26 protein-coding genes are annotated in these 25,067 nt (G+C 34.0%); 20 read left to right on the forward strand and 6 right to left on the reverse strand.

The window, feature by feature from the left end:
* Window positions 1–248 precede the first annotated feature (248 nt).
* The 12 genes from Q1A60_RS17705 (at window position 249) to Q1A60_RS17760 (ending at window position 10,848) form a co-directional block, all read left to right on the forward strand.
* On the forward strand, window positions 249–1,079 hold the full coding sequence (locus Q1A60_RS17705) for a class I SAM-dependent methyltransferase (protein WP_299767642.1): 831 nt from the start codon (window positions 249–251) through the stop codon (window positions 1,077–1,079).
* Between the two features lie 95 nt (window positions 1,080–1,174).
* Window positions 1,175–1,987 (forward strand): hypothetical protein, encoded by an 813-nt coding sequence (locus tag Q1A60_RS17710; RefSeq protein ID WP_299767643.1) that lies wholly within the window; start codon window positions 1,175–1,177, stop codon window positions 1,985–1,987.
* Between the two features lie 340 nt (window positions 1,988–2,327).
* The gene (locus Q1A60_RS17715) at window positions 2,328–2,699 is read left to right on the forward strand and encodes a hypothetical protein (protein ID WP_299767644.1); all 372 of its coding nucleotides are present in this window, start codon (window positions 2,328–2,330) and stop codon (window positions 2,697–2,699) included.
* Between the two features lie 251 nt (window positions 2,700–2,950).
* A complete protein-coding gene (locus tag Q1A60_RS17720) occupies window positions 2,951–3,775 on the forward strand; it encodes a class I SAM-dependent methyltransferase (protein ID WP_299767645.1) in 825 nt (274 codons plus the stop codon).
* 415 nt (window positions 3,776–4,190) lie between these two features.
* Entirely contained in the window at window positions 4,191–4,586 is a 396-nt protein-coding gene (locus tag Q1A60_RS17725; RefSeq protein ID WP_299767646.1) for a hypothetical protein, read from the forward strand.
* A 201-nt stretch (window positions 4,587–4,787) separates the two neighbouring features.
* Complete coding sequence (locus Q1A60_RS17730) at window positions 4,788–5,255, forward strand: DUF1801 domain-containing protein (RefSeq protein ID WP_299767647.1); 468 nt, start codon at window positions 4,788–4,790, stop codon at window positions 5,253–5,255.
* Between the two features lie 135 nt (window positions 5,256–5,390).
* Window positions 5,391–6,311 carry an AraC family transcriptional regulator gene (locus Q1A60_RS17735; RefSeq protein WP_299767648.1) on the forward strand — a complete coding sequence of 307 codons (921 nt, stop codon included), beginning with the start codon at window positions 5,391–5,393 and terminating at the stop codon, window positions 6,309–6,311.
* A gap of 97 nt (window positions 6,312–6,408) precedes the next feature.
* Window positions 6,409–7,128, forward strand: a complete 720-nt coding sequence (locus Q1A60_RS17740; RefSeq protein WP_299767649.1) for a hypothetical protein — start codon at window positions 6,409–6,411, stop codon at window positions 7,126–7,128.
* Window positions 7,129–7,224: 96 nt separating this feature from the next.
* Window positions 7,225–7,914 carry an alpha/beta hydrolase gene (locus Q1A60_RS17745; protein WP_299767650.1) on the forward strand — a complete coding sequence of 230 codons (690 nt, stop codon included), beginning with the start codon at window positions 7,225–7,227 and terminating at the stop codon, window positions 7,912–7,914.
* Window positions 7,915–8,008: 94 nt separating this feature from the next.
* Window positions 8,009–8,707, forward strand: a complete 699-nt coding sequence (locus Q1A60_RS17750; RefSeq protein ID WP_299767651.1) for a DsbA family oxidoreductase — start codon at window positions 8,009–8,011, stop codon at window positions 8,705–8,707.
* 197 nt (window positions 8,708–8,904) lie between these two features.
* On the forward strand, window positions 8,905–9,699 hold the full coding sequence (locus tag Q1A60_RS17755) for a LytTR family DNA-binding domain-containing protein (RefSeq protein ID WP_299767652.1): 795 nt from the start codon (window positions 8,905–8,907) through the stop codon (window positions 9,697–9,699).
* 66 nt (window positions 9,700–9,765) lie between these two features.
* Window positions 9,766–10,848: a serine hydrolase domain-containing protein gene (locus Q1A60_RS17760; RefSeq protein ID WP_299767653.1), complete on the forward strand. Its 1,083-nt coding sequence runs from the start codon at window positions 9,766–9,768 to the stop codon at window positions 10,846–10,848.
* 125 nt (window positions 10,849–10,973) lie between these two features.
* On the opposite strand, the gene Q1A60_RS17765 is transcribed toward Q1A60_RS17760, so the two are convergent.
* Complete coding sequence (locus Q1A60_RS17765) at window positions 10,974–12,254, reverse strand: DoxX family protein (protein ID WP_299767654.1); 1,281 nt, start codon at window positions 12,252–12,254, stop codon at window positions 10,974–10,976.
* Window positions 12,255–12,707: 453 nt separating this feature from the next.
* Between Q1A60_RS17765 and Q1A60_RS17770 the strand changes: the two genes are divergently transcribed.
* Together Q1A60_RS17770 and Q1A60_RS17775 are read left to right on the forward strand one after the other, a co-directional pair.
* Window positions 12,708–13,301 (forward strand): aspartyl/asparaginyl beta-hydroxylase domain-containing protein, encoded by a 594-nt coding sequence (locus tag Q1A60_RS17770; RefSeq protein WP_299767655.1) that lies wholly within the window; start codon window positions 12,708–12,710, stop codon window positions 13,299–13,301.
* 121 nt (window positions 13,302–13,422) lie between these two features.
* A complete protein-coding gene (locus Q1A60_RS17775; RefSeq protein ID WP_299767656.1) occupies window positions 13,423–14,190 on the forward strand; it encodes a dienelactone hydrolase family protein in 768 nt (255 codons plus the stop codon).
* Between the two features lie 7 nt (window positions 14,191–14,197).
* Here Q1A60_RS17775 and Q1A60_RS17780 read toward each other — a convergent pair whose 3' ends face one another.
* Complete coding sequence (locus Q1A60_RS17780; RefSeq protein WP_299767657.1) at window positions 14,198–14,692, reverse strand: YkgJ family cysteine cluster protein; 495 nt, start codon at window positions 14,690–14,692, stop codon at window positions 14,198–14,200.
* A 23-nt stretch (window positions 14,693–14,715) separates the two neighbouring features.
* On the opposite strand from Q1A60_RS17780, the gene Q1A60_RS17785 reads away from it, so the two are divergent.
* Window positions 14,716–15,420: a methyltransferase domain-containing protein gene (locus Q1A60_RS17785; protein WP_299767658.1), complete on the forward strand. Its 705-nt coding sequence runs from the start codon at window positions 14,716–14,718 to the stop codon at window positions 15,418–15,420.
* Here Q1A60_RS17785 and Q1A60_RS17790 read toward each other — a convergent pair.
* Window positions 15,407–15,940: a DUF2059 domain-containing protein gene (locus Q1A60_RS17790; protein WP_299767659.1), complete on the reverse strand. Its 534-nt coding sequence runs from the start codon at window positions 15,938–15,940 to the stop codon at window positions 15,407–15,409. The two genes, Q1A60_RS17785 and Q1A60_RS17790, sit on opposite strands and share 14 nt — an antisense overlap.
* 83 nt (window positions 15,941–16,023) lie before the next feature.
* Between Q1A60_RS17790 and Q1A60_RS17795 the strand changes: the two genes are divergently transcribed.
* On the forward strand, window positions 16,024–16,764 hold the full coding sequence (locus Q1A60_RS17795; RefSeq protein ID WP_299767660.1) for a membrane metalloprotease: 741 nt from the start codon (window positions 16,024–16,026) through the stop codon (window positions 16,762–16,764).
* A 76-nt stretch (window positions 16,765–16,840) separates the two neighbouring features.
* On the opposite strand, the gene Q1A60_RS17800 is transcribed toward Q1A60_RS17795, so the two are convergent.
* Window positions 16,841–18,913, reverse strand: coding sequence for a LysM peptidoglycan-binding domain-containing protein (locus Q1A60_RS17800; RefSeq protein ID WP_299767661.1), 2,073 nt, complete (start codon window positions 18,911–18,913; stop codon window positions 16,841–16,843).
* Window positions 18,914–18,922: 9 nt separating this feature from the next.
* Entirely contained in the window at window positions 18,923–20,455 is a 1,533-nt protein-coding gene (guaA, locus tag Q1A60_RS17805) for a glutamine-hydrolyzing GMP synthase (RefSeq protein ID WP_299767662.1), read from the reverse strand.
* 281 nt (window positions 20,456–20,736) lie between these two features.
* Here guaA and Q1A60_RS17810 point away from each other — a divergent pair, with 281 nt between their 5' ends.
* Together Q1A60_RS17810 and Q1A60_RS17815 are read left to right on the forward strand one after the other, a co-directional pair.
* Window positions 20,737–21,075: a helix-turn-helix transcriptional regulator gene (locus Q1A60_RS17810; RefSeq protein WP_299767663.1), complete on the forward strand. Its 339-nt coding sequence runs from the start codon at window positions 20,737–20,739 to the stop codon at window positions 21,073–21,075.
* On the forward strand, window positions 21,072–21,680 hold the full coding sequence (locus tag Q1A60_RS17815) for a hypothetical protein (RefSeq protein WP_299767664.1): 609 nt from the start codon (window positions 21,072–21,074) through the stop codon (window positions 21,678–21,680). Before Q1A60_RS17810 ends, Q1A60_RS17815 begins: the two co-directional genes overlap by 4 nt.
* Window positions 21,681–21,781: 101 nt before the next feature.
* Here the strand turns inward: Q1A60_RS17815 and Q1A60_RS17820 are convergent, their stop codons facing one another.
* The gene (locus tag Q1A60_RS17820) at window positions 21,782–22,174 is read right to left on the reverse strand and encodes a hypothetical protein (RefSeq protein WP_299767665.1); all 393 of its coding nucleotides are present in this window, start codon (window positions 22,172–22,174) and stop codon (window positions 21,782–21,784) included.
* A 99-nt stretch (window positions 22,175–22,273) separates the two neighbouring features.
* Between Q1A60_RS17820 and Q1A60_RS17825 the strand changes: the two genes are divergently transcribed.
* Entirely contained in the window at window positions 22,274–22,732 is a 459-nt protein-coding gene (locus Q1A60_RS17825; protein ID WP_299767666.1) for a hypothetical protein, read from the forward strand.
* A 134-nt stretch (window positions 22,733–22,866) separates the two neighbouring features.
* Window positions 22,867–24,876, forward strand: a complete 2,010-nt coding sequence (gene pulA, locus Q1A60_RS17830) for a type I pullulanase (protein WP_299767667.1) — start codon at window positions 22,867–22,869, stop codon at window positions 24,874–24,876.
* The last annotated feature ends 191 nt before the right edge of the window (window positions 24,877–25,067 follow it).

A 25,067-nucleotide genomic window follows, 5' to 3' on the forward strand; every position in this document is an offset into this window, starting at 1 on the left:
AGATTCTCTAAATAACCCACTAAACAAAACTTAAAAAACACAACAGGGTCAATACTCTTTTGACCACTACTACCGTATTTTTAACAAAACTTGTGCAACAGACACATAGGCTATAAGTAATTGTTTTAATAGTTAAGAAAATGAAACTTCTTACACCTATAACATATTTCCTTAACCGATTAAAAATTATAATTTAATAAACGTAACTACTCATAGCATAGAACGATAGTCAATCAAAAAGAAAAACGATGAAAGACACACTACAAATACATGAGACAGCATTCGTTACAGCAACCTACAGAGCTTCAAATGAAGAATTAAGTAAAGACGTTTATTCAAAATATTGGAAGAATTCTAAAACAGATAAATGGATAAAGAGCTATTTAGAAAAAGTATCAAATGAAGAACCTTATACACATTGCTTAAGGAATAGATACTTTTATGAAACAATAAAAAGATTGAAAGAAAATAAGGAGATCGAAGTCTTAGTAAATCTTGGATGTGGTTTTAGTATGTATCCATTTATATTTGAAAATGATTTAATAAATATTGAAATAGATAAGAAGGATATAATAAATCACAAAAAAACTAAAGTCCAAAAGTTAATGAAGTCAGGAAAATTGCCTGATCGACAAATTCATTACATAGCAAAAGATTTTAATTTAGAAAAGAAAGAACTATCGGAAGAAATAAAATCAATAATAAATGGTAGACCTTCGTTTGTCATATTAGAAGGAGTCCTTTTCTTCTTGAGTAAAGCAATTACAAACGAATTATTTGAATTAATTAGTGAAATCCAGACACCAGGAAGTTATTTAGGAAGTGTTTCATTTTTAGAAAGCATAGTAGATACGGCATGTTTTAAAAGGCTGGTTCATTTTTTTGATGAGGAAGTAAATCTAAACAGTAAATTTGAATATCTTACTTTACCAACAAATTACTATAAATCAATTCCATCCTATGAATTAATTGAGCGTGAAGATTATGTTTCATTGTCAAAGAAATATAGCCCAAAAGATAAGATTGAAAATGGAGATTTAATCCTTAATGAGAATATGTATTTATTAAAAAGAAAATGAAGGCAGGCTATAACAAAAGATATCTATCAATTATACATAAACACAACAAATTTATTTAGATATACCGTTCTTTATAATATGAAAACTAAAAACATATGTTCTTTAAAAGAAAAATAGACGAAGACATATTAAAATATCATTTTAGTAAGGACAAGAAACTTATTGGAAAAGAAATTGAAAGCACAGATCTTGGAATTGGCTGGATTAATGTACCAATTGAGACTTGGCGAAAATCAAAAGAATTTACAAATACTGATTTCAAAGAATGTATAAATAAATATTTTCAACCACTAATCGCTAATCAAGGATTTACTGGAAAGGACTATAAATTCTATAAAGAAGATGATAGCGCATTTTATTTCATCAATTTTTTTCCTGACAGAAATGGCGGTGGAACTCAAGTTGACTTATTAGTAAAAGTTAAAAGAATAACATATCCGCCAAAACATTTTAAATTCAACAAAAGTAAAAGTGCAAAATATTGCGAATTCAGTAAAAGGTTATCACCAATTAACACATCTGTTTGGCATTGGGCATTTAAATCAAATAAAGACGATAATAAAACGGTTTTAGAAGATATCTATCGAATTATTTTAGAAAAAGGTATTCCATATTTCAAACAATTTGAAAATCTTGATTCAATCTTGTCAAAAATTACAATCGAAACTTTTGAGAATTTAAAATATGGAATTCAAGACCCAAAGACTGGTTTTCCTTCATTCCATAGAGAGTTTTATGAAGATATTTTCCCATCAATTTACTTTGTGTTTAAACACGCTGACTTAAATGATGATAAAGACAAGGCTTTTGAGCTTGCCAAATATGGAATTGGAAAACTTCATAAGCCCTATGAAAAGTATCAGAGACCATACACAGAGGAATTTGAAAATTATATAAAAGAAAAATAATTAAATACTATAATTAACAGTGGAAATAAGTAATTGCTTGTTTTCGTCCACTTCTGAAAATCCTCGCGGATTTTCAGTTTGGTTAGTGTATAACATTTTGTATAAATAATCTGCTCTTTTTCACTTCATGAGATAGCTTGAATTAGACCTTACTATAACACTTTTTGTAACTTAGTTAGACAAGAGAGTTAGCAGGCTCTTCATACAAGGGGCGTTCTCTTCAATCAAAAAATCCATTCTTAAATCTAACTTCTAGTATAATAGTATAGATTGTGACCAAAATCACAAATAATTATTTTGAGTATCGCTATTATTGTTAATTTAATGACTAAACAACTTTATGCATACTGAAAACGAAATCTCTCTTCGACAAACATTAGATAAATTCAATAAGTTAAACGACTCGAAATTTTCAGAGTTTCTTAAAGTTTGCGAATACAATGAATTTTCAAAAAAAGATTTTCTACTTAAATCTGGAAATTATAATCACGGAATTTATTTTATTATTTCAGGAGCAGTTGACCTTTATGAGTTTATTGGTGGAACAAAATATGACGTAATTTATAATAGCATCAATATTACCGAACATTCAGCAACAGTTAGAGCAGAACTTAAAGCAGAAAAAAGTGGGCAGTTTGTAACTTTTTTGCTTGTTCAAAATACGGAAAACAAATGGCAGATTATAACTGATATGGCAACGCAAAAGAAATAAGTCATACAATTGAACAGTTCGAAAAGGGCTGTAGATAAGGACGAATAAAATAGTAGGGCGATTAGTTTCTTTTACGAAATTAATCGCTCTTTTGCTATATCGCATTTTTTTGTTTTAGCTTTTAAAACGTACATTGTAAAAACATAAAATAAAAATGGCCTGTATCCAACAGAATGGAATGTCAATTTTCAGTCTTACTATTCTTATATTATAATGTTGGCAATAATTAAAACCTATGTAAATCTAATTAAATGGATAGTTTAAATAAAAGCATAGAAAATCATTATCTAAAAGCGGGACTATATGAAGATATCATCAACCGTTTAATAAAACAAAATATTGCTCTAGATAATGTAAAAAGATCTGATATTTCAGGTACTGATGAGTTTCATGTTCGAGGAGCCGTTGTTTCTAAAGAACTTGCTAATAGCATTAAAATTAACGGATTAGATGTTCTTGATGTAGGTTGTGGCTTAGGTGGACCTTGCAGAATGCTGGCAGATGAATACAAGTGTCAAACTACTGGAATAGACTTAAGCAATGAATATATCCGAACAGCCACTAAGCTATCTGAACTCGTTAATTTAAAAGATAAAACAACGTTTATTCAAGGAAACGCTACTGAACTACCATTCGAAGACAAAACTTTTGATGTTGTGTGGACACAACACGTTCAAATGAATATTCCAAACAAGAAGAAATTCTATTCAGAAATTAACCGCGTTTTAAAAACGGATGGATACTTCCTATTTTACGAGATTCTAAGAAAGGAGAATGGTACAATTAATTATCCTATGCCTTGGGCGAGTGTAAGTAATCATAGTTTCTTATTTAAGGCAGAAGAAATGGATAAATATTTAATAGAGCTTGGATTAACGAGAGAGCTATCTACAGACCAAACACAAGCAGGAATAATTTTTTTTGAAACGCTTGTTGCAAAGTTAAAAGAATTTGGACCGCCAAAAATGGGACTGAATGTTCTTATGGGTGACACTACTAAAACGAAATTAATGAATCTCTTGACACATTTAAAAAGCGGTGAACTAGAACTTAAAAGTGGAGTCTACAAAAAGTAACTATTGCAACAACTTGCATAGTCAATTGCTCACTACTTGCCTTCTCGGAAAATTCTATGAATTTTCTTCTGGATCGTTCAATTTTACTAATTTAGTTACGAATCATAAATAAATCCCTTAGCGACAAGCTAAAAACCGAAGCTATTAAAAAGCACTTAACAATAGTATTCATTCTACTTTCACTAAACAGCTTTGCCTGCGAATGTGGAATAAAGAGGCTTTTCGATTCCCAAAAAGCGGAATTAGAAAATTCTGAATGTATTTTTATTGGAGAAGTAATAGAGGTAAATAATACTGATTTGACTTTTAAAATATAGGTTACAGAATCATTAAACGGTAGAGATTCAATCGAAAAATTAACGTATATATATAACTGATAGCTATACGAAACCCGTAAGCAATAAAAAGAATCCTTATGAAAGACATCTCTGGAATCGATGAGCACGGAAATCCTAAAAACGGACCTTTTAAGCTATTCTTTAAGAACGGCCTTATCTCTTGCCAAGGGGAGTTTGACAACGGAAAGAAATCAGGAAAATGGACGTACTTTCTCAATAATGGCCAGATGCAATCTTCTGGTAGCTTCAAAGACGGGAAAATCGTTGGCAAGTGGAAATGGTTTTTCAAGAATGGGGAACCGCGGGGAACGGGTGGCTTTAACGATAAAGAGCAAAAGCACGGTGTCTGGAAACGATACCATACCAATGGTCAACTCTGGGACGAAGGTCGTTTTGAACATGGTAAAAAGAAGGGCACTTGGAAAGTTTATAATGAAGCTGGCGAGCTCCTAAAGACTCAAACGTTCAAATAGCGAAACGTATTTCACCTATCTACGCAAACCTTCAATAGACGGTTAAAGTGCCAGACAAAACTATAGAAGAAACTAATAAACAATGTAAAATACCATATACGGTTAATTACTTTAGAATTTCTAACATAAGAATAAACGAAAATTAATTATATTTCTGCAACAGCGAAACTGAATCGTTTTTTTACTGTGAAAAATCAAAAAATGATACCAAACCCACAACTTAAAGAATTTATAGCTCCATACAGCGAAGAAATTCAAAAAACTGCTATGGAATTGCGGAATTTTATAACGAATACAGCCCCACAAGCAAACGAATTGATTTGGGACAATTATAATGCGGTAGCTATTGCGTACTCAAAATCAGAAAAGCTCAAAGACGCATTTTGCCATATCGCACTGTATTCTCAACACGTAAATTTCGGTTTCAATCGAGGTGCAGAATTAACACCAACAACAGTAAAACTTAATGGAAAAGGAAAGCTAATACGACATATTTCTGTAAAAGATTTTCAAGCTTTCCCAAAAGAGGAAATAAAAAAGATGATTTGGGAAGCTCTTGGAATTTCAGAGAAATTAAATCCGACATTAATGGAACAAAATAACATCCCAAAAAGTATCGTGATGTCCATTTCAGAAAAGAAAATAAGGCCTGATACTACATCCAATTGATAACAAGTTGTACGTAGTATGAGTAAGGATATAACACAACGCAAATACTATTTTATACGCTTTCGCGAAAGCGTATAATGAATACATAAAACTCATTTTTCAATTACATCAATAGTAATTTGTACACCATAAAGAATGAACATATCTAACCAAAAAATAGAAAGCGATTATAAAAGCAGAATCAACCGAGTGTTTCAGTTCATTGATGAAAATCTAGATAGTGACTTATCCTTGCAACAGCTTTCTGAAATTGCATTCTTCTCTTCGTATCATTTTCATAGAATATTTAAATTTATTACAAACGAGACCGTTAATGAATACGTCACTAGAAAACGATTAGAAAAAGCAGCCTCTGCCCTATTACATTCCCATACTCCCATTACAGACATTGCACTATCGTTAGGCTTTAAAGACAATTCTTCTTTCACTAGAGCCTTTAAAAAGTTTTATGGAGTCTCACCTTCCCTTTTTAAAAAAGAACATCCAAATAGATTTAGCAAGATTAGACAAGTACAAAGCAAGAACGGTCAAGTCTACCCAGATTATGAAAAATACATTTGTACCATTACAAATCTTAAAAACTGGATAGACATGAATGCTACTATTGAAATTAAAGAAACTCCTACATTACAACTTGCCGGAGTAACACATATTGGAATACAAGGTGTTGAACATGCTTTTGAAAAAATTATAAAATGGGCAAACTCAAAAAGCCTATTAAATCATCCTGAAGCAAAACTAGGTAGAGTTTTTTATGATAGTATAAAAGTGACAGCTCCAGACAAAGTACGTATGAGTATCTTTTTGATTACTAATACTCCTTTTGAAGCTGAAGGAGAAATCCAAAAACTAACCATCCATAAAGGAACCTGTATTGTGGGCCGTTTTGAAATTGCCCCTGACGAATTTGAAAAATCGTGGACAGGTCTTTTTGTTTGGATGAATGAAAACGGATATAAGAAAAGCCAAGAAAACCCTTATGAAATCTATCACAATGATTTTAGACAGCATCCTGAGAATAAGTTTATCGTAGATCTTTGTATTCCTATTAAGTAATCGCAAACTATAATACTGTGATGGTAATATCAAGAAATACTACATTTGAAAATAATACGTGAAACACAAAGCACACAAAACCATCTAATACTCATACATGAAATTTAACATCTGTATCCTATTTCTTCTCATTGCAAACAGCATGAGTAGTCAAACACCTAAAGAAAAATTAACCTCTTTAATTTGTAATTGCTATGAAGAAGCTCCACAAACAGAAAACGTAAATTTTGAGTTATTAAAAACGTGTTTTGACTTTTCTTCAGAACCATATACTCCCATCTTAGAAGAAGCGGTAAGGGAGGAATTTAAAAAACTACATATAGATACCCTCGATACGAGTTCTAATTATCAAAACGGTTATAAAATAGGTTCTGAAATAGGACAACAGTTAATGAATGATGTACAAGAACCCTTAATAAACTCTTGCGATACTTATTTCGAGTTTATGGAAAAAACCAAAAAAGAAATGGTCTCCAATTTAGGGAAAGACTTAAACAAAAAAAGAGTAGATTCCTTAAAACGTTTATTTAAGAAAAAAGATTGGCAGCCAGACATACAATGGGAAATAGGTGCTTATTATTTATCTAAAGGCAAACATAAAAAAGCAGAAAAGAATTTCAAAAAATGCCTCTCAAAAGATGGAACACATATGCCCTCCTTATTCTTTTTAGCAATTATTGATGATTTTAATGAAAAGTACACGTCGTCAATACATAGACTTGAAGCGGTAGATCTTAATCCTTCTCATCCATTTATGTTTATGAGGACCATTTATATAGAGGCCGCAAAACGAAAGAAAAGAGAAAGTCGTCCATAACGCTTTAAACACTCATATAACTATTCTTGCTTATACGCTTTCGCGAAAGCGTAACCTGTAAGAAATCCTTTATATTGTACTCAAAATGAATATTATATGAATCAACCCTTAGTATTACTTCACGGGGCATTAGGATCAAAAGAGCAATTTAAGGATCTAAAAGAACTGTTGTCTAATGATTTTGACGTACACACACTAAACTTTGAAGGACATGGAGATAAGGCTTCATCTGCTCCTTTTAGCATGAGGTTATTTGCAACGAATGTCATTGAGTATTTACAAGAACATCATATTTCTAAAGCACATCTATTTGGGTATAGCATGGGTGGTTATGTGGCATTACAGTTAGCTAAGAGTCAACCAGAACGGGTCGATCATATTTTTACATTAGGCACTAAATTTTTATGGACTCCTGAAAGTGCAGCCAACGAAATCAAAATGCTCAATCCTGAAAAAATAGAAGAAAAAGTACCTGCTTTTGCTCAAAAGTTAGCAGCGATACACACAAAGAATGATTGGAAAGATGTGATGCGTAAAACAGCAACCATGATGTATGAGCTAGGGAATGGGGCAAAAATAACAACGCAAGAACTCACACAAATACAACACAAGGTAAGTATAGGAATTGGTACTAAAGATCATATGGTCAGTATTGAAGAATCTAAAGAAAGTGCAGCTGCATTACCAAACGGCGAATTACATATTTTAGAGGAAACACAACATATAATAGATACAATCCCATCAGAAAAACTAAAAGCTTTTATTTTAGATATTATAAAGAGTTAATTGAAAACCATATGGAAAAAGTAACCTATGTAGGATCACGTAAGGAATTACACCACTCCCCTACTAAGCTGTTTGTAACCTTAATAAACAGTATATGAATACCTCAGCACAAACACCTATAAAGATTGATATTGTTTCAGATGTAGCCTGTCCATGGTGTTATGTAGGGAAACGTAGACTTGAAAAAGCGCTTGCAGAATGGGATGGTGCACCTGTAGAAGTAGAATGGCATCCGTATCAATTAGATCCTAGTATGCCAACAGAAGGGTTGAATAGAGATACGTATTTAGGAAACAAATTCGGAGATGTTGAGCGTGCACAACAAATGACTGATCACTTAACCAATGTAGGAAAAGAAGAAGGTATTGATTTTGACTTTGGCGATACCTGGCTTGCTGTAAATACATTGCCTTTACATCAAATGCTAGCTGTTGCTGGACAAGAAGGCTTTAAGAATGAATTAAAAGAGCGTTTCTTAAAAGCCTATTTTGTAGAAACCTTACATCTTAATGACACACAAATATTAGAAAATATTGGTGCTGAATTTGGTTGGAATGCAGAAAAAGTACAAAGTATCATCCAAAACAAAGAACTAGGAAACGCGATACAACAAAAGATTGCTCAATATCAAGAACGAGGCGTCTCTGGTGTCCCTTTCTTTATTATTAATAACAAATATGGTATTAGTGGTGCACAACCTTCAGAAGTGTTTTTAGATGCCTTTAAGCAAATTTCAACATTAGAAAACGCTACCGAAGGAGATAGTTGTGATGTAAACGGAGAAAATTGCTAAAGACACATACATATATACAACAAAACCACTTCATATTTTGAAGTGGTTTTTTTTATACGCATAAAGTGATAGCAAACACCCTGTCTCAATTTTCTATCCATTTTGAAAAAAAATAATCTAAATTTGAAAAGAAGATAGGTTACATTTAGTCTATAATGAGGCTATTAAAAAATATCCTTTAGTACAGTATACAACTCATGGCACAATCATTACCGCTATATACATCTTATAAATTTCATATGATGATAGGAGCTATCATAAGCCTATGGTTAGTCGTCTTTTTAGTTCTTATTGCACCTTTTGACGCTTCAGATCTATCTTTTATGATTAGAGTACAAATACTACCCTTTTATGGCGTGATCTCATTTATAGGTTATATGGTGCTTATTCCTTTGCAAAATTGGATATTTAGGACGAAGAACCGTTGGACGCTTATTTCTGAAATCCTTTTTATTTTTGTTTTTAATATTCTTGTCCTTATAGGTAGTTTCTGGTATTATAAGACTGGAATCATTAATGGAGATTATTCTTTTTCTAAATTTTCTTTGGAAGTCTATACGCCTATTTGTTTCATTTTATTATCCATTTTAATTTTTTCGAGATGGTTTCTTAATAGAAAAGCGCCTACTAAACCTATTTCAAAAATTACAATAACGGGAGAAAACAAATTAGATATTTTACAGATCTATCCTTCTGATCTTATTAGTATTTCTAGTGCCGATAATTATATAGAGGTGAGTTACCTCAAAGGAAATCTACTTCAAAAAAAACTATTGCGGAATACCTTAAAAAATATACAGGAAGAAATTCCGAGTCTGTTACGAGTGCATCGTTCTCACCTTATCAACCCTATTCATTTTAAAGAATGGAAAAGTGCTACATTATTAGGATTGACTCAAAGTGAAATTCCTGTTTCAAAAAAATACAAACAAGCCGTTTTAGATCTAAATCATTCATCCCTAAAAACGAATACTTCACCCCTAACCCTTTAAAATAGGGAGTTTTGATTGTTTTTACGTATACTTTTGAAACATCATTTAATTTTAAAAAATCAAATCATGCAAAAGTATTTTTTACTCATAAGCGCCTTATTTATTTTACACACTACTAGTGCACAAACACAACATAAAAAAGCCGACTCTTTAGTAACAACACTTATATCAGAGAACATCGTTGTAGGTCTTGTTGCTGGATATTCTGTAAACGGAGACACAAAATGGCAATCGGCAAAAGGATATGCAGATCTTGAGAACAAGAAAGAGATGGAAATAACCACCATCACAAGACCTGCGTCTATTGCTAAATCAATGACTGCACTAGCTGTGATGCAATTGGTAGAACAAGGTCTTATAGATATTGACAAACCTATACAAACCTACCTTCCTGAGTATCCTACGCAAAAGAAGACACAGATTACGACAAGACATCTATTATCACACACCTCTGGTATTAATGGTTATAAAAATGGTAAGGAAGCACAAAACACAAAAGAATATGCGACAATGGCAGATGCTGTCGATGTATTTAAAAACAGAAAACTTCTTTTTGAGCCAGGCGCTCGCTTTAGCTATACGACCTATGGATATACCGTTTTAGGACTACTTATTGAGAAAGTTTCTGGAAGTACTTACGGAGCATATATGCAAAAGAACATTTGGGATAAAGCAGGTATGAAACATACGGGTATCGAAAAATATGGAGTTACCATGACTGGCAAATCAGAATTGTATCATCGTAGAAAAGGAAAAATAAAAAAATCAACTCCAAATAATCTAAGTAATAGAATCCCTGGGGGTGGTTTTTATACCACATTAGAAGACATCCTTCTTTTTGGAAATGCTGTTTTAGAAAATACCCTAGTTTCAGAAAGCACTTTAGATTTGATGAGACAGCATCATAGCCTAGAAAAAGAAGCAAATGCATATGGTTTTGGTTGGTTTTTATACAACCCAAAACCCAATGAAGGCGCTATCATTGGTCATAGTGGCGAACAATCAGGATCTGCATCACAACTCTTTATCATACCAAGTACAAAAACAGTGGTTGTCACCCTCGCAAATACAGCTTTATCTTGGAAAGAGGTATTTGTAACTACATCAAGATTGATGGGGATTTCTCAAGAAGAAGTAAAAAACGAATAAGTTGTTTATAAATATGGGATTGTTGTATACGCTTTAACGCTACGCTCTCCCTACGGTCGTGAACCTGCCTGTCTACAGGCAGGTCTCACAGGTTCGATTTCGCGAAAGCGAAACCAAACAAGAACTTATTCCAAATCAGTAATCCATTTAATCCCTTTTGATGTAAGTGGATAGTCTTTAAATGTCTTAGCTGTTGTTTTAATCCAGAAGGTATCTTGTCGATGAGTGCCTTCAAAAATGTAAGTCCAATCTGATTCTTTCTTATATCTAAATTGGTAAATGTCATTGGTATCTCCTCGCATGGGGTGAAACGTTAAGGTGTGTGCAAGCGTATCTGCTTTAAAAGAAAAATAGTCCTTAAAATTATTCTCTTTTCCCATCGTAAGGGTTTCTGGAAGATAAGAACTCCCATTTATAACAATAGATTTCCAAACAGTATTACTTTTATCTAATGATAGGGTATCCCCATTTTTAATAAGCATTTTAATCGTATGATGGCCTGTTAGAGAAGGATATTTATTAGCCGTTTGGCTATCTATACGACCTGAAAGATGGAACCCAAACGAAATTAAAGTATACACGAGCAACACCCCTTTAAAAACATGTCCAATCCTTTTAGATTTTTGAGTAGTAAACAAGGAAGGAAGTACATTGGGCTGAGTCGATTGGTTGAGAATCATAAAGCGAACTAATCGCTTGTGATCATAGGCAAGAAGCAATAACGTCATTAAAAATAAATGTATCGCAAACATCTTGACACGTACATCATACCCTATATCTATCAAGACTACATTGGCCATCGCAATAAACAGAATAATCGCTCCTATAAAGGTGGTTTTTCTAAATAGTAAAAACAAACCTCCTATTACCTCTATCCATCCACTCGTCATGGTATAAAACTTAGAATAACTCATAAACGTCCATAAGTAACTCATCCCATTATGACTACCTATTGTTCCTTCTAATCGATTTAAATCCATCTCTCCAAATTGCAGCATAAATACTTTTGCAAGGCCATAAAGAATGAGGGTAAGTCCTACGTGATATCGCAATATCGTATACAGAAGTACTTTCAGTTTTTGAGTATATGATGCATTGCGTTTTGCATCTATAAATACCCAAATTGCTGTTCCTATAACAGATAGTACGGCTATCAGCGAAAAACGACTGTAATCATACTTAGAATCAAACCCATTCATGAGATTAGACCTGTTAAACTCCCAGCCAAAAACCGTCTCGCCAAACCAAACCGTAATCCCTTCCCAAAAAGAAATATCACTGGCAGTTAACTCCTGAATATATTCAAATCCATAGGGATATATATACAAAACAACATATAGAAATAAGAAGCGATAACCTGCCTTTTTTAAAAGCGTTTCCTCTTGATGGGTCCCTGTATCTGTCATACAATATTCGTTTTTTAGTCTTACGAATGTACTAAATGATCTTATGCAAAAATGTTAATGCATTATATGCTTTCACGAAAGCGTATATAGTATATTTCATAGTTTTAATTTAAAATAAAGTAGTTATACGGTAATACAAATACGACCATTCGTTTTGCAAAAATATCAAATATCATAGCAGATCTTTTAGAAAATCAACTGGTATCAAGTATATATGATGATTTTTACAAACGAGCAGTCATTTGAGCAAAACTATCGATGGCAGCAGCAGATAAAAGGGTTTTAAATCCTGATAGTGCTGTGTATGAATTACACAGAATTCATCGTCACTCTGGAGAATTAAAGAGTTAATAATACGTATATTTTAAAATCAGGTAGATTTACGGGGGTAAAAAGGTGTATATAATGTGTATTTTAATGCTTCATAATTAACTAACGATTTTAATACTCAATATGGATACTACAGTTACACAAACAAAAGATAGAATTAAACTCCCTTTTGCATTTGACACGTCAAAAATGCTAGAAGAATTTAAAAGTTTACAGTTTGGACAATTTGAGTATTACAATGTAATTCCATTACGTGCGCCTGCGCATGAAGTAGACACAACGCTTCCTTTCCCTCCTCCTGCTATGGACTATGCTGATGGTTCATGGACTGATTGGATGGATACACCAGCGATGAATGCATCTCCATACTTTCAAAGTATCATCAATACATTTAAAGAGCATACCAAAGTAACCTTAGTACGCTTGCTTAGGTTGGCTCCGAACTCAACGGTTAGAGAGCATACAGATCCTACCTTAGGCTTAGAAGTAGAGCGATCTGTGATTCGGCTTACAGTACCTATTCTTAATAATGATCAGGTAGAATTTTATCTTAACAATACAACGGTTCCTATGAAACCGGGGGAATGTTGGTATTTACGTCTTACAGATCCACATAGAGTGATTAATAATGGTAATGAAGAACGTATTAACCTCACTATTGATATGATTCCAAATGATTGGATTCGAAAGATCATTGCAGATAGCGAAAACGCATAGTATATAGATTACTCAAGCTCTAATATGCTTTCATTAAATGACTTATACAATATTATGAGTATATTTAAACAAGATCATTTATCTATAAAGTGCTATAAAGATATACAAAACCTATCTTATTATGAGTTCCATCACACAAATAGAAGCATACCAAAAAGAAACGTTTACGAGTACATTACGTAATGGTAAAACGGTTACGCATGACGTATATACGCAAGGCAATGGACCTAAAGTACTCATTCTTATACAAGAGCTACCTGGTATAGGTCAAGAGACATTAGCGCTTGCAGATATGTTTGTAAGTGAAGGATATACAGTAGTATTACCTCATCTCTTTGGGAAAATTGGAAAAACTTCCATGGTGCTAAATACCCTTAAAGTGTTCTGTATGCGTAAGCAATTTCGTGTATTTGCAAAAAATGAATCAAGTCCCATCGTCGATTTTTTATCTGATCTCTGTACGCACACCAAAGAAAAACACCAAGTACCTGGTGTTGCCGTGATTGGAATGTGTCTCACTGGAAATTTTGCAATTTCACTAATGGCAAATGAAGCGGTACTCGCTGGATTTGCGAGTCAGCCATCATTACCACTAATGAAGCAGAATCATATACATATGAGTGCGAAAGAAATTACGGATGTCAAAAATAGATTAGATGACATTGGTCCTATGCATTGCGCACGAATACAAGGAGATAAAATATGTACTGCACAACGGTTTGATGTTTATAGAAAAACATTTAATGCAGACAGAGAACGCATTATTCTTCACGAGTTGCCTGGAGACGGACATTCTATACTAACACTAGATTTTGTAGATGAAGCGGGACACCCTACAAAAGAAGCACTTAACGATGTACTTACGTATTTTAATAATCAGTTAAACTAAATACGTCTTATTTAGGAATTCTACGTTTCATCTCTTCTACAATATTAAATGCCGCTGGACACATGGCTACATTCTTTAAAGTAAGATTAGAAATTTGTTGAAATTTTTTACGATCTGTATGCGGAAATTCTCTACACGCCTTCGGTCTCACATCATAAATAGAACAATAGTTATCGGCTCCTAAAAAAGTACATGGTACACTTTGTAATACATAGTCATTATCTTCATCAATACGCAAATACGTATCAATAAAAGCCTGCTCTTTCATTCTAAAATGCTTTGATATACGTGTAATATCCTTATCTGTAAATAACGGTCCCGTAGTTTTACAGCAATTTGCGCATTCCAGACAATCGGTACGCTCAAATTCTTCCTCATGCAATTCTTGCATGATATAGTCTAACTTCTTAGGTGGTTTTTTACGCAACTTTGCAAAGAACTTTTTGTTCTCGTTATGTTTATCTTTGGCAAGCTGTGGTAAAGATTTTAGCAAGTCTTCCATAACACAAATGTAAGCACTATTTTATGGATATAGACATATTTGGACAAGCCGTCAATGATTACTTTGACAAGCAATATTCTGAAGATATTATTGTACATTCTTCTATTGCCGAAGATGATGTCATTCCTATTCCTTATTTATTCCGCAGCTATGATGAGATGCCTTTGATAGAGCAAAAAGCATTACAATTGTGTAAAGGCAAAACGTTAGATGTAGGAAGTGGTGCTGGGAGTCACAGTCTTTGGTTACAAGAAAACGGGATAGATGTAACGGCTCTTGATATTTCAAAGGGGTGTCGTACGCTTTCGCGAAAGCGTATGATCAAAAGCACCCTAACAACCCACATTCTAGATCATAAAGATACTTACGATACCTTACTCATTCTTATGAATGGCACAGGAATTTTTGAAGAGATTTCTAAAGTGGATAGTTATCTACAACATATAAAGAAATTACTTCGTCCAAACGGACAAATTCTAATAGACGGATCTGATATAAAATATATGTTTGAAACCGATGATGGTGGATATTGGATAGATATTCATAATGCGTATTATGGCGAAGTGACTATGGGCATGAGTTATAAAGGGCAGCGCTCTAAAGATTTTAAATGGTTGTATTTGGACTTTGACACACTTAGTCTTTACGCAAAAAAAAATGAGCTCAATTGCGAGCTCATTTTAGAGGGTGAACATTATGATTATCTAGCACGACTTACTGTTGCATAACATAGCCTTTTTCTGCTAGTTTATCTACAAGACCTCTGTATAAATCGCGACTCCAAATTTCGGATACTTCCCCTACTCGACGTGCTATTTGTTGTTCTGATGTCAATATCTTTTGACCTGTTGGCGAATTATAAAATACAGAAGCTTGCTTCTGTTGTTCGTAGTCTAATGCTGTTTTATCTGCTAATAATTGTTTTCCAGTAGGAGTTTCATAAAACGCAATCATGTTTTTGATATCGTCATGCTCATAGGTTCCTCTGTATGCAGAGACCAACATATTTAAAATTTTATTTAACTCTGGTGTTGTTTCTTTTTTAAGCTCACTCCATACATCACTTGATACATTTTGATCTTTGTATTGTTTTCCTAATAGTTCAAACAATTGATCTATTGCTGCACTATATTGATTTGCAGTTCCATTCATAGTAAGATACCTTAAAACATCTCCATGATAGGTAGATTCTTGGGCATTAAAATGTAATGAACTTAAAAAAAATAGTACAAAAAGTAATTTTTTCATCATTTTTACGATTAAATTAGAAGCTTAAATATATAAAAATGATATTGAAAAGATTAAGACTCCCGATCATAACACTATTATGCGTGGCTTTTACCGTTGTAGGGTGCGGAAATGACGATGAAGGAACACCTCCTGATACAAATCCAAATGCTGAAGCAAATCAACAGCCATTAGGAACTTCAGCAAATAATCTTTTGGCTGCTACCGATTTTACAAGTTTACGGTTGGAGCTTGCCTATGTAGAAGGTTTTAGACCTACACAACAAACGATAGATCTTATTCAAAGTTTTCTTGAATCTAGACTAGATAAACCCGATGGAGTTAGGATTGAAGAACGTGTGATTACACCCACAGAAACAGCACCATATGATATTAACGAGATTGTTGCTATTGAAGATGCAAATCGTACCGTATTTAATGATGGTGATGAGATTGGGGTATGGGTATTTTTCTCTGATGGTATTTCGGCTTCCAATTCTGGAAATTCATTTGTATTAGGTACTGCTTATCGTAATACGTCTATGGTTATCTATGAAAAAACATTTATAGATCTTGCAAACAATTCTAACACACCTATTAATAGAACATTATTAGAAACATCTACACTACGTCATGAGTTTGGACATATATTTGGACTTGTAAATTCAGGAACACCACTTACGTCAGATCATGAAGATGAAGATAATGAGAGACACTGTAATGTAGAAGGATGTTTAATGTTTTTCCAAACAGTAACGAGTATTTTTAATACGAGTGATGTTGCAACCATCCCAGAATTTGATCCGTTATGTATCGCTGATTTACAAGCTAACGGAGGTTTATAAAAACCTAATAAACTAAGCAAACAAAAAGGCTGTTACATGTGTAACAGCCTTTTTGTTTGTTATCGACATTTTTTTATTAGTCTTCTACTTCCTCAGGATTTTCTCGAGAAACTTCTTCAAGCATAAGTCCTTCAGAATATTTTATAAGATATATCGCATTGTTATAAAATCCGCCTGAGCTCTTTTGATCATATCGGAATTTATTTTCTATATAATTTGTTTCTATACCAGATTTTGCTGCGTCATATAAGTTTTCTGCAAAAGCAAGACGTAATAAGGTATCATACATAATATCATACCCACGTATTGCTTCTTTACTAGGCGTAATATCATACCGATCTTCATACGTATCTACAAACTCTTTTGTAGCGCTATATGTATATTCTTTATTCATAGAAGGGTAATGAAAATGAAGATGCATTAAATCCATATGCTGTATTGCATCACTATCATAAGCTGTTCCTTTATATGTTGTAAACAAGGTCACTTTACGTGTCGTGAGTAAGGTCGTAAGCTTTGTGGTAACGGAACTTATAAGTGGTACATCATTCGTTTCTAAAATGATCCAATTTTCTTGAAATTCAGAGATCTTATCTGTAACATCATATTGTCCTAAGTAAGGCCCATTATCACCTTCTCTAATCGTGACAACTTTTGCACTAGGAAATAATGACTGTAACTTCGTCTTTACCTTTCCATTTTTTTTATCTGCTATAATGATGATGTTTTTTCCCGCTGCTCTAGGTTTTAAATAATCTATCATGACCTCACGTAATTGTGCTTCACTGGGTCTAGACTGGAATACATTAGATCTAAAATCAACACGCTGTGTTATAGGAGAAATTAAAGGAACTCTCTGACGTGCCAATAACGTAGATGCTCTATTAAAATTACTGGCTAATAATGGTCCGATGACTACATCTACACCAGAAAAATCATTAGATGAAATAAGGCGTTCTACTTTTCTAGCATTGGTAGCAGGTCCATCGCCACGTACATATTCTGTATCATACACTTGTAAATCTGTAGAAATTCCTTGTTGTTTTGCATGGTCTAATGCTACTAAAACACCACTATAAAAATCTAATGAAATTCTAAGTGCTCTATCACTTTTAATCACATCTTCTGCATTAGCTAGTGAATCTGCCGTAGTACGATTAACCCCAAAAGGCAACATAAGTACTACTTTCTTAGTAGAATAGTCAGATAAGCTATCTAGTAAACTTCCTTTAGTTGTATTTGCAGCCATCTCAATGGTCGTACCTGCATCTGCCGTAGTATTTGAGATCGTTCCAGAAACCCCTTTTGGCACTTTAAGGATCATTCCTTCTTTGAGTCCATCGCCTACTGTAGGATTAAGTTCGACTAACTTGTCTGCGCTTATATTAAATTCTTTAAGTAAACTATAGATGGTATTTCCTTTTTTTACTTCATAAAAAGCATATACCTCTTCATTAATTACAGCGGTATCATTCTTTTCTACTGTCGTATTAGGTACTTTAATAGTCTGCCCTACTTTCAATCCATCTTTCATTTCTGGATTCATCGTTTCTAGTTCTGCAATCGTAATACCATATAAGCGTGCAATACCATACTTCGTTTCTTTCGCTTTTACAGTATAAGATACAAATGCTGCTCCTCCATCTTTTGGTGCTTCTTCTTGAGAAATCCCGCCACCCGTATTAGTGATCGTTACTTTCTCTTCTACAACACCTACATAATTTAAAGGGATTCTTATTTTATCTCCTTTGCGCAAGGTCTCGCTATATAAACGCTTATTGTATTTCTTAATAGCATCTTGTGTGACATTATATTTCTTAGAAATACTATATAATGTTTCTTTACGTCTTACTTTATGTGTTTTAAAACGAACGTCTTCTTGTGGAGTTGCTGTTTCTTTTGAAGCTGTTGCAGATTCAGGCAAGATAAGTACGAGTCCTTCATAGACTCGCTCCTTTGCATCAGGATTCAATTTAATAATATCTTTTTCGGTAAGCTTATACTTTCGAGCGATACTATATAAGGTTTCTCCTTTGGCTACTTGATGTGAAATAAATTCTTGAAAAAATGCAGGTGTTGCTGATTCCGCTTTCGCGAAAGCGAACGACACCACACATATACATACTAAAAAAAGATGTTTCAATTTCATAATTTTGGTTTATTCCCACTCGATGGTGGCTGGCGGTTTAGAGCTAATATCGTATACTACTCTATTAACGCCTTTTACTTTGTTTATTATATCATTTGACACTTTCTGCATAAATTCATAAGGCAGGTGTACCCAATCTGCTGTCATTCCATCGGTACTTTCTACGGCTCTTAGCGCAACACATTTTTCATACGTACGCTCATCTCCCATCACGCCAACAGAGTTAACTGGAAGTAACATTGCTCCCGCTTGCCATACCTTATCATACAATCCCCACTCTCTAAGACCATTGATAAATATATGATCTACTTCCTGTAATATACGTACTTTTTCTGGAGTGATATCGCCGAGAATACGTATTGCCAATCCAGGACCTGGAAATGGATGTCTACCGAGTAATTCTGCCGATAATCCCATACTTGCTCCTACTCTACGCACTTCATCTTTAAATATCATACGCAATGGCTCCACTACTTTCAGTTTCATATAGTCAGGTAATCCTCCTACATTATGATGCGATTTTATCGTAGCGCTTGGTCCTCCGGTAGCACTTACAGATTCTATCACATCTGGATAAATGGTTCCTTGAGCTAACCAAGTAGCATTTTCTACCAGTTTACTTTCATCATCAAAAACCTCTACAAAAACACGTCCAATGGCTTTACGTTTAGCTTCTGGGTCACTTTCTCCTTCTAGTGCATCCAAGAAGCGTGCCGAAGCATCTACTCCTTTTACATTCAGTCCTAACCCTTCATATTGTTTTAATACATCTGTGTATTCATTTTTACGTAGTAAACCGTTATTTACAAAAATACAGTGTAAGTTTTCTCCAATCGCTTTATGTAATAATGTTGCAGCCACTGTACTATCTACGCCACCAGAGAGTCCAAGGATCACGCGATCGTCACCTATTTTTGATTTTAGGTCTGCAACCGTAGTCTCTACAAACGCGTCAGGCGTCCATGTCTGGGCAACACCAGCGATTTTGACTAAAAAATTTTCTAATATTTTTTTTCCATCTGTAGAGTGATATACTTCGGGATGAAACTGAATGGCATAGGTATCTTCTCCTTCAATACGATATCCTGCATTTTCAACATCATGTGTAGAAGCGATACGAACAGCACCTTCTGGAAGTTGTTTTATCGTATCACTATGACTCATCCATACTTGACTATTACTAGAAACACCTTCTAAAAAAGGTTCGCCTTCTTTGACCATCGAAAGATTGGCTCTTCCATATTCACGTGTATTTGATTGTCCTACTTCTCCGCCATGAAAATGTGCTAAATATTGAGCTCCATAACAAACACCTAATAATGGTTTCTTCCCTTTAATTTCAGAGAGATCTGGATGCGGCGGATTATCTCCTCTTACTGAATGCGGTGATCCAGATAAGATCACAGCTTTATAGCTTGATAAATCTTTAGGAGGATTATTATACGGTTTAATTTCTGAGTAGATGTTAAGCTCGCGCACACGACGCGCTATTAACTGTGTGTATTGAGACCCGAAGTCTAAAATAAGGACGTTGTTTTGCATAGGCAAAAATACCAATTTTAACATCAGTATTTCAAAATTATAAACCACAAAATAAAGGAGTTTTTAACAGGTAATAATAAGTGAAACTTGGAAGTCTTTTATAGTTTCAAATCTTTTATATTCATATACAGTAAACTAGCTATTTTATGAAACGTACTATACTCATATAACAACTAGTATTTTTACAATTTCATCCTCGGAAATATAGTTGTTTTTAAAAATAATTAAAATTTACAATACATAGAATTATGATGTATTGATATTTTATGTATATTTGAACTATGTATTCAAAAGAGCTTTTAAAAGGAACCTTATCTGTCATTATATTAAAACTTTTATCCGAACATAAAAGAATGTATGGATATGAGATTTTCAAACTTGTCAAAGAAATGTCTGATGAGAAGATTTTACTTAAGGATGGTTCTTTATATCCAGCTTTACAAAAAATGAATAGAGATGGACTTATCACTTTTGAGGAAGTATATATAGGAAAACGAGTGCGTAAGTATTATAGCTTAACCCCTGAAGGAGAGCGTGTAAAAACTTCTCATATAGAAGAATTGAAGGATTTTATGAAAACACTTGATAAAATTATTTTTAATCAACTCAGTCCTATATGAAATTAACACCAGAGCAAGAGAATATTATTAGTCTGTCTGTAAAAAATCAGGGAATTCAATTACCCTCTTTACAAGACGATATTATTGATCATTTATGTTGTGTGATAGAGAGTCAGCTTGGAAAAGGAAAAGATTTTGATCTGCTTCTACAAGAAGCTATTCATGACATTGCCCCTAATGGATTAAAAGACATACAACGTCAAACTATATTTTTATTAAACGCTAAACGTATTATTATTATGAAAAAAGTAATGTATTCAATCGGTTTTCTGGGAGCACTAGCTTTAACAGCTGGAGTTGTTTTTAAATTATTCTGGTACCCAGGCGCCAATCTCCTTTTTACAGTAGGTCTTATTACCTTATTACTCTTATTTATTCCTTTACTAGCATTTGATCGTTATAAGGTAGCCATTTCTAAAGCAATTTCTATTCGATTAAAAATAGTTTTAGGTGCTGTATCTGCTGTAATAGCAGGGTTATCAGGAATTTTTAAAATGCTACACCTACAAGGTGCTGACATACTATTAGGAACAGCAGCCATCGTTTTTGCATTTGGATTTTTACCGCTCTTATTCTTTACGATGTATAAAAAGGCTATCGTTTAAGATCTATACCATACAAAACGCCTGAATCAATATTGTTGTATTTCAAGATTCAAGATTGCAATTTATTGATAAATAGAAGTATGCTTTCGCGAAAGCATATATTACAATTCACTCAGAGAGAAGGATAAATCTTGTGTATCTAAGGTATCACATTCATCATCAAGACGTCCTACAGTAATGGCATCTGTAACCACCGTTTGAAACCCTTCTAGTTCAATAATAAGCGCATAAGAACCTTCTCTTTCAAAAACCCCTTGATACGTTCCTGGCGTAGCAGATACTTCCATAAGTACTTCTTCAAAAACGTTTCCTTCTCTAGCTGTAATTGTTACATTAGATAATGGAGTTCCATTTGTAGCATTGGCTACTCGAATTTCAAAACCTGGAAGTGCTATTTCTGGGCAGACAACAACTTCTGGCTCCATTACTTCATTATCATCACTTCCACAGGACATTAAAAAAGCACAACATACAATGGCAAACAAGATTCTCATAACTTTTGATTTTTTGCTAATATAATAGATTACAACATAAATTAAAGATTTAAAAATAGTAACTTTAGTTGCCATTGACATTCTATTAAACAATATTTTATGAAATCTATTCTCTATCTCTTTTGTTGTCTTATCATTGTATCCTGTCAGAAAACAAAAACAACTAAAATTCCTAAGGGAGATTTTGATTATCTCATAGGAAATTGGGAACGTACAAATGAGCAAGAAGGAAAAGAAACTTTTGAAGTATGGGAACAAACGACCAAAAACAGTTATCAAGGGATAGGGTATACATTACAAAACAAAGACACTGTTTGGAAAGAACAAATGCGCCTTATACAACGTGATACCACTTGGGTCTTAGAAATACATAATGGTGTCGAACCCATGGTGCCATTTACAGTACTTAAAAAAACAGCTTCTAGTTTTCTAGCTCATAATCCTTCCAATGAATTCCCAACGCATATTCAGTATCGTTATTTTGATGATACGATTACAGCGGTCGTTTCCTCAAAAGAAATGGAAATTCCTTTTGTTTTTTGGAGAGTTGAAGAGTAAACTACCTCGAGACAAGTCTCGGAGTATTAAATCCTTTGGCGGTGCCAATAAAACTAAAAGATATTTTATCTATTGGGATAGATCAAAAAGTAACCTATTTTTGATAATCCATTAAAAAACAAACCTTCCTTACAATGCGCTATATCTTCTTATTTTTATGTTTTCTTATGCTTATAACTTCCTGTAAAGAACAACCGCAATATATTCCAGAAATGCATAGTGCCTACACAGATTATACAGGACCTGAAGACAAAAACTTATGGTTAGCATATAGCAAGGAAGCGACTACATTTAAAATATGGGCGCCTACAGCTACGAAAGTACAAGTGCATTTATATAAAAATGGCCATGATGGAAAACCATACGAGACGCATCAGTTAACGCCTTCTATAGATGGGAAGTGGACAAAAACACTAACAGGTGATTATGATGGAACCTACTACACTTACCAAACACACATAGACGGCGATTGGTTAAAAGAAACTCCTGGTATTTATGCCAAAGCCGTTGGGGTAAATGGGAAAAGAGCTATGGTATTAGACCTAGAGCGCACAAATCCTGAAGGGTGGACAACAGATAAAAGACCTTCTTTAAAGAGTCCTAATGATGCAGTGATTTACGAACTGCACATTCGAGATATGACCATACACCCACAATCAGGGTCTACAATGCCAGGGAAGTATTTAGGATTGGTAGAACAAGGAATCAAAGACCCAAATGGTAAAGCAACAGGATTTGATCATATGCGAGAGATGGGAATTACGCACGTACATCTTTTACCAACCTATGACCACTACTCTATTGATGAAACTAAATTAGACACACCGCAATTCAATTGGGGATATGATCCACAAAATTATAATGTGCCTGAAGGCTCGTTCTCTTCAGATCCGTACCATGCAGAAGTACGTATCAAAGAATTTAAAGAGATGGTCTTACGTTTTCACGAAAGTGGAATCGGCGTTATTCTCGATGTTGTATATAATCATACTGGAATGCCAAATGATAAAGGAGATACCAATGGTTCTAATTTTAGTTTGGAATTTCCTGGATATTACTATCGTCAAAATGAAGATGGCTCGTATGCCAATGCTTCTGCCTGCGGTAATGAAACGGCTTCAGATCGTGAAATGATGCGCGAATTTATAGTACAATCGGTTTCCTATTGGGCTGAAGAATATCACCTAGACGGATTCCGTTTTGACCTGATGGGCATTCATGATATCGAAACGATGAATACCGTCACTGAAAAATTAAAAGAAATACATTCAGATATTTTTGTATACGGAGAAGGTTGGACGGCAGGAGACTCGCCACTTCCTATTGAAGACAGAGCGTTAAAAGCACATATACAACGTCTCCCATCAGTAACTGCATTTAGTGATGATATCCGAGATGGATTAAAAGGATCTGTATTTGATGACCAAAGTACAGGATTTGTAAGTGGCGCAAAAGGAACCGAAGCCTCTATACAATTTGGTGTGGTGGGCGCTATTCAGCATCCACAAATAGACTATAAAGCAGTTAACTATTCAAATGCTCCATGGACAAATGAGCCTTGGCAAGCGATTTCATATGTGTCTTGTCATGATAACCATACACTGTATGATAAATTACATGTTTCTCGTAACGATGCTTCTGAAGAGGCTATTATTAAAATGGACAAACTTGCCAATGCCGTCGTACTTACTTCACAGGGAATTCCATTTATTCATGCAGGAGCCGAACTCTTACGTACAAAGAATGGAGAACATAACTCCTATAATTTACCAGATACGATAAATCAAATAGACTGGAATCGTAAAACAACACATGCTGATGTGGTCACTTATTATAAAAACCTCATCGCCTTACGTAAAGCGCATCCAGCCTTTAGAATGCCTACAGCTGATGACGTTCGTCGTAATCTTGAGTTTAAAACGCAAGAAGATGGGTTGGTGAGTTATCAATTAAAGAATCATGCAAACGGAGACACTTGGAAAAACATCTATGTGATTTATAATGCGCAAACAGTACCATATACATATGCATTAGAAGGCAATTGGAAAATAGCTGTTCTTGGAGATGATTTCAATGCTACTAAAACGGTTTCGGGAACGATTACTGTTCCTGAAATATCGATGGTTGTGTTGTATCAGGAGTAGAGCGTATTAAAGTATCTCAATACAAGTATTCGAGATATCAAATTCCGAATAACAAACTTCAAATTTCAAGTTTCAAGTTTCAAGTTTCAAAAAAATACGATATGCGTCCCGAGGCATTAAATCTTCAAAGAATAAATCTTAGGAAAAAGGTCTGAATCTAACAATAGGTATTGAATCAATAACGAAGACCT

The organism is uncultured Dokdonia sp. (assembly GCF_947492535.1).
Classification (GTDB): domain Bacteria; phylum Bacteroidota; class Bacteroidia; order Flavobacteriales; family Flavobacteriaceae; genus Dokdonia.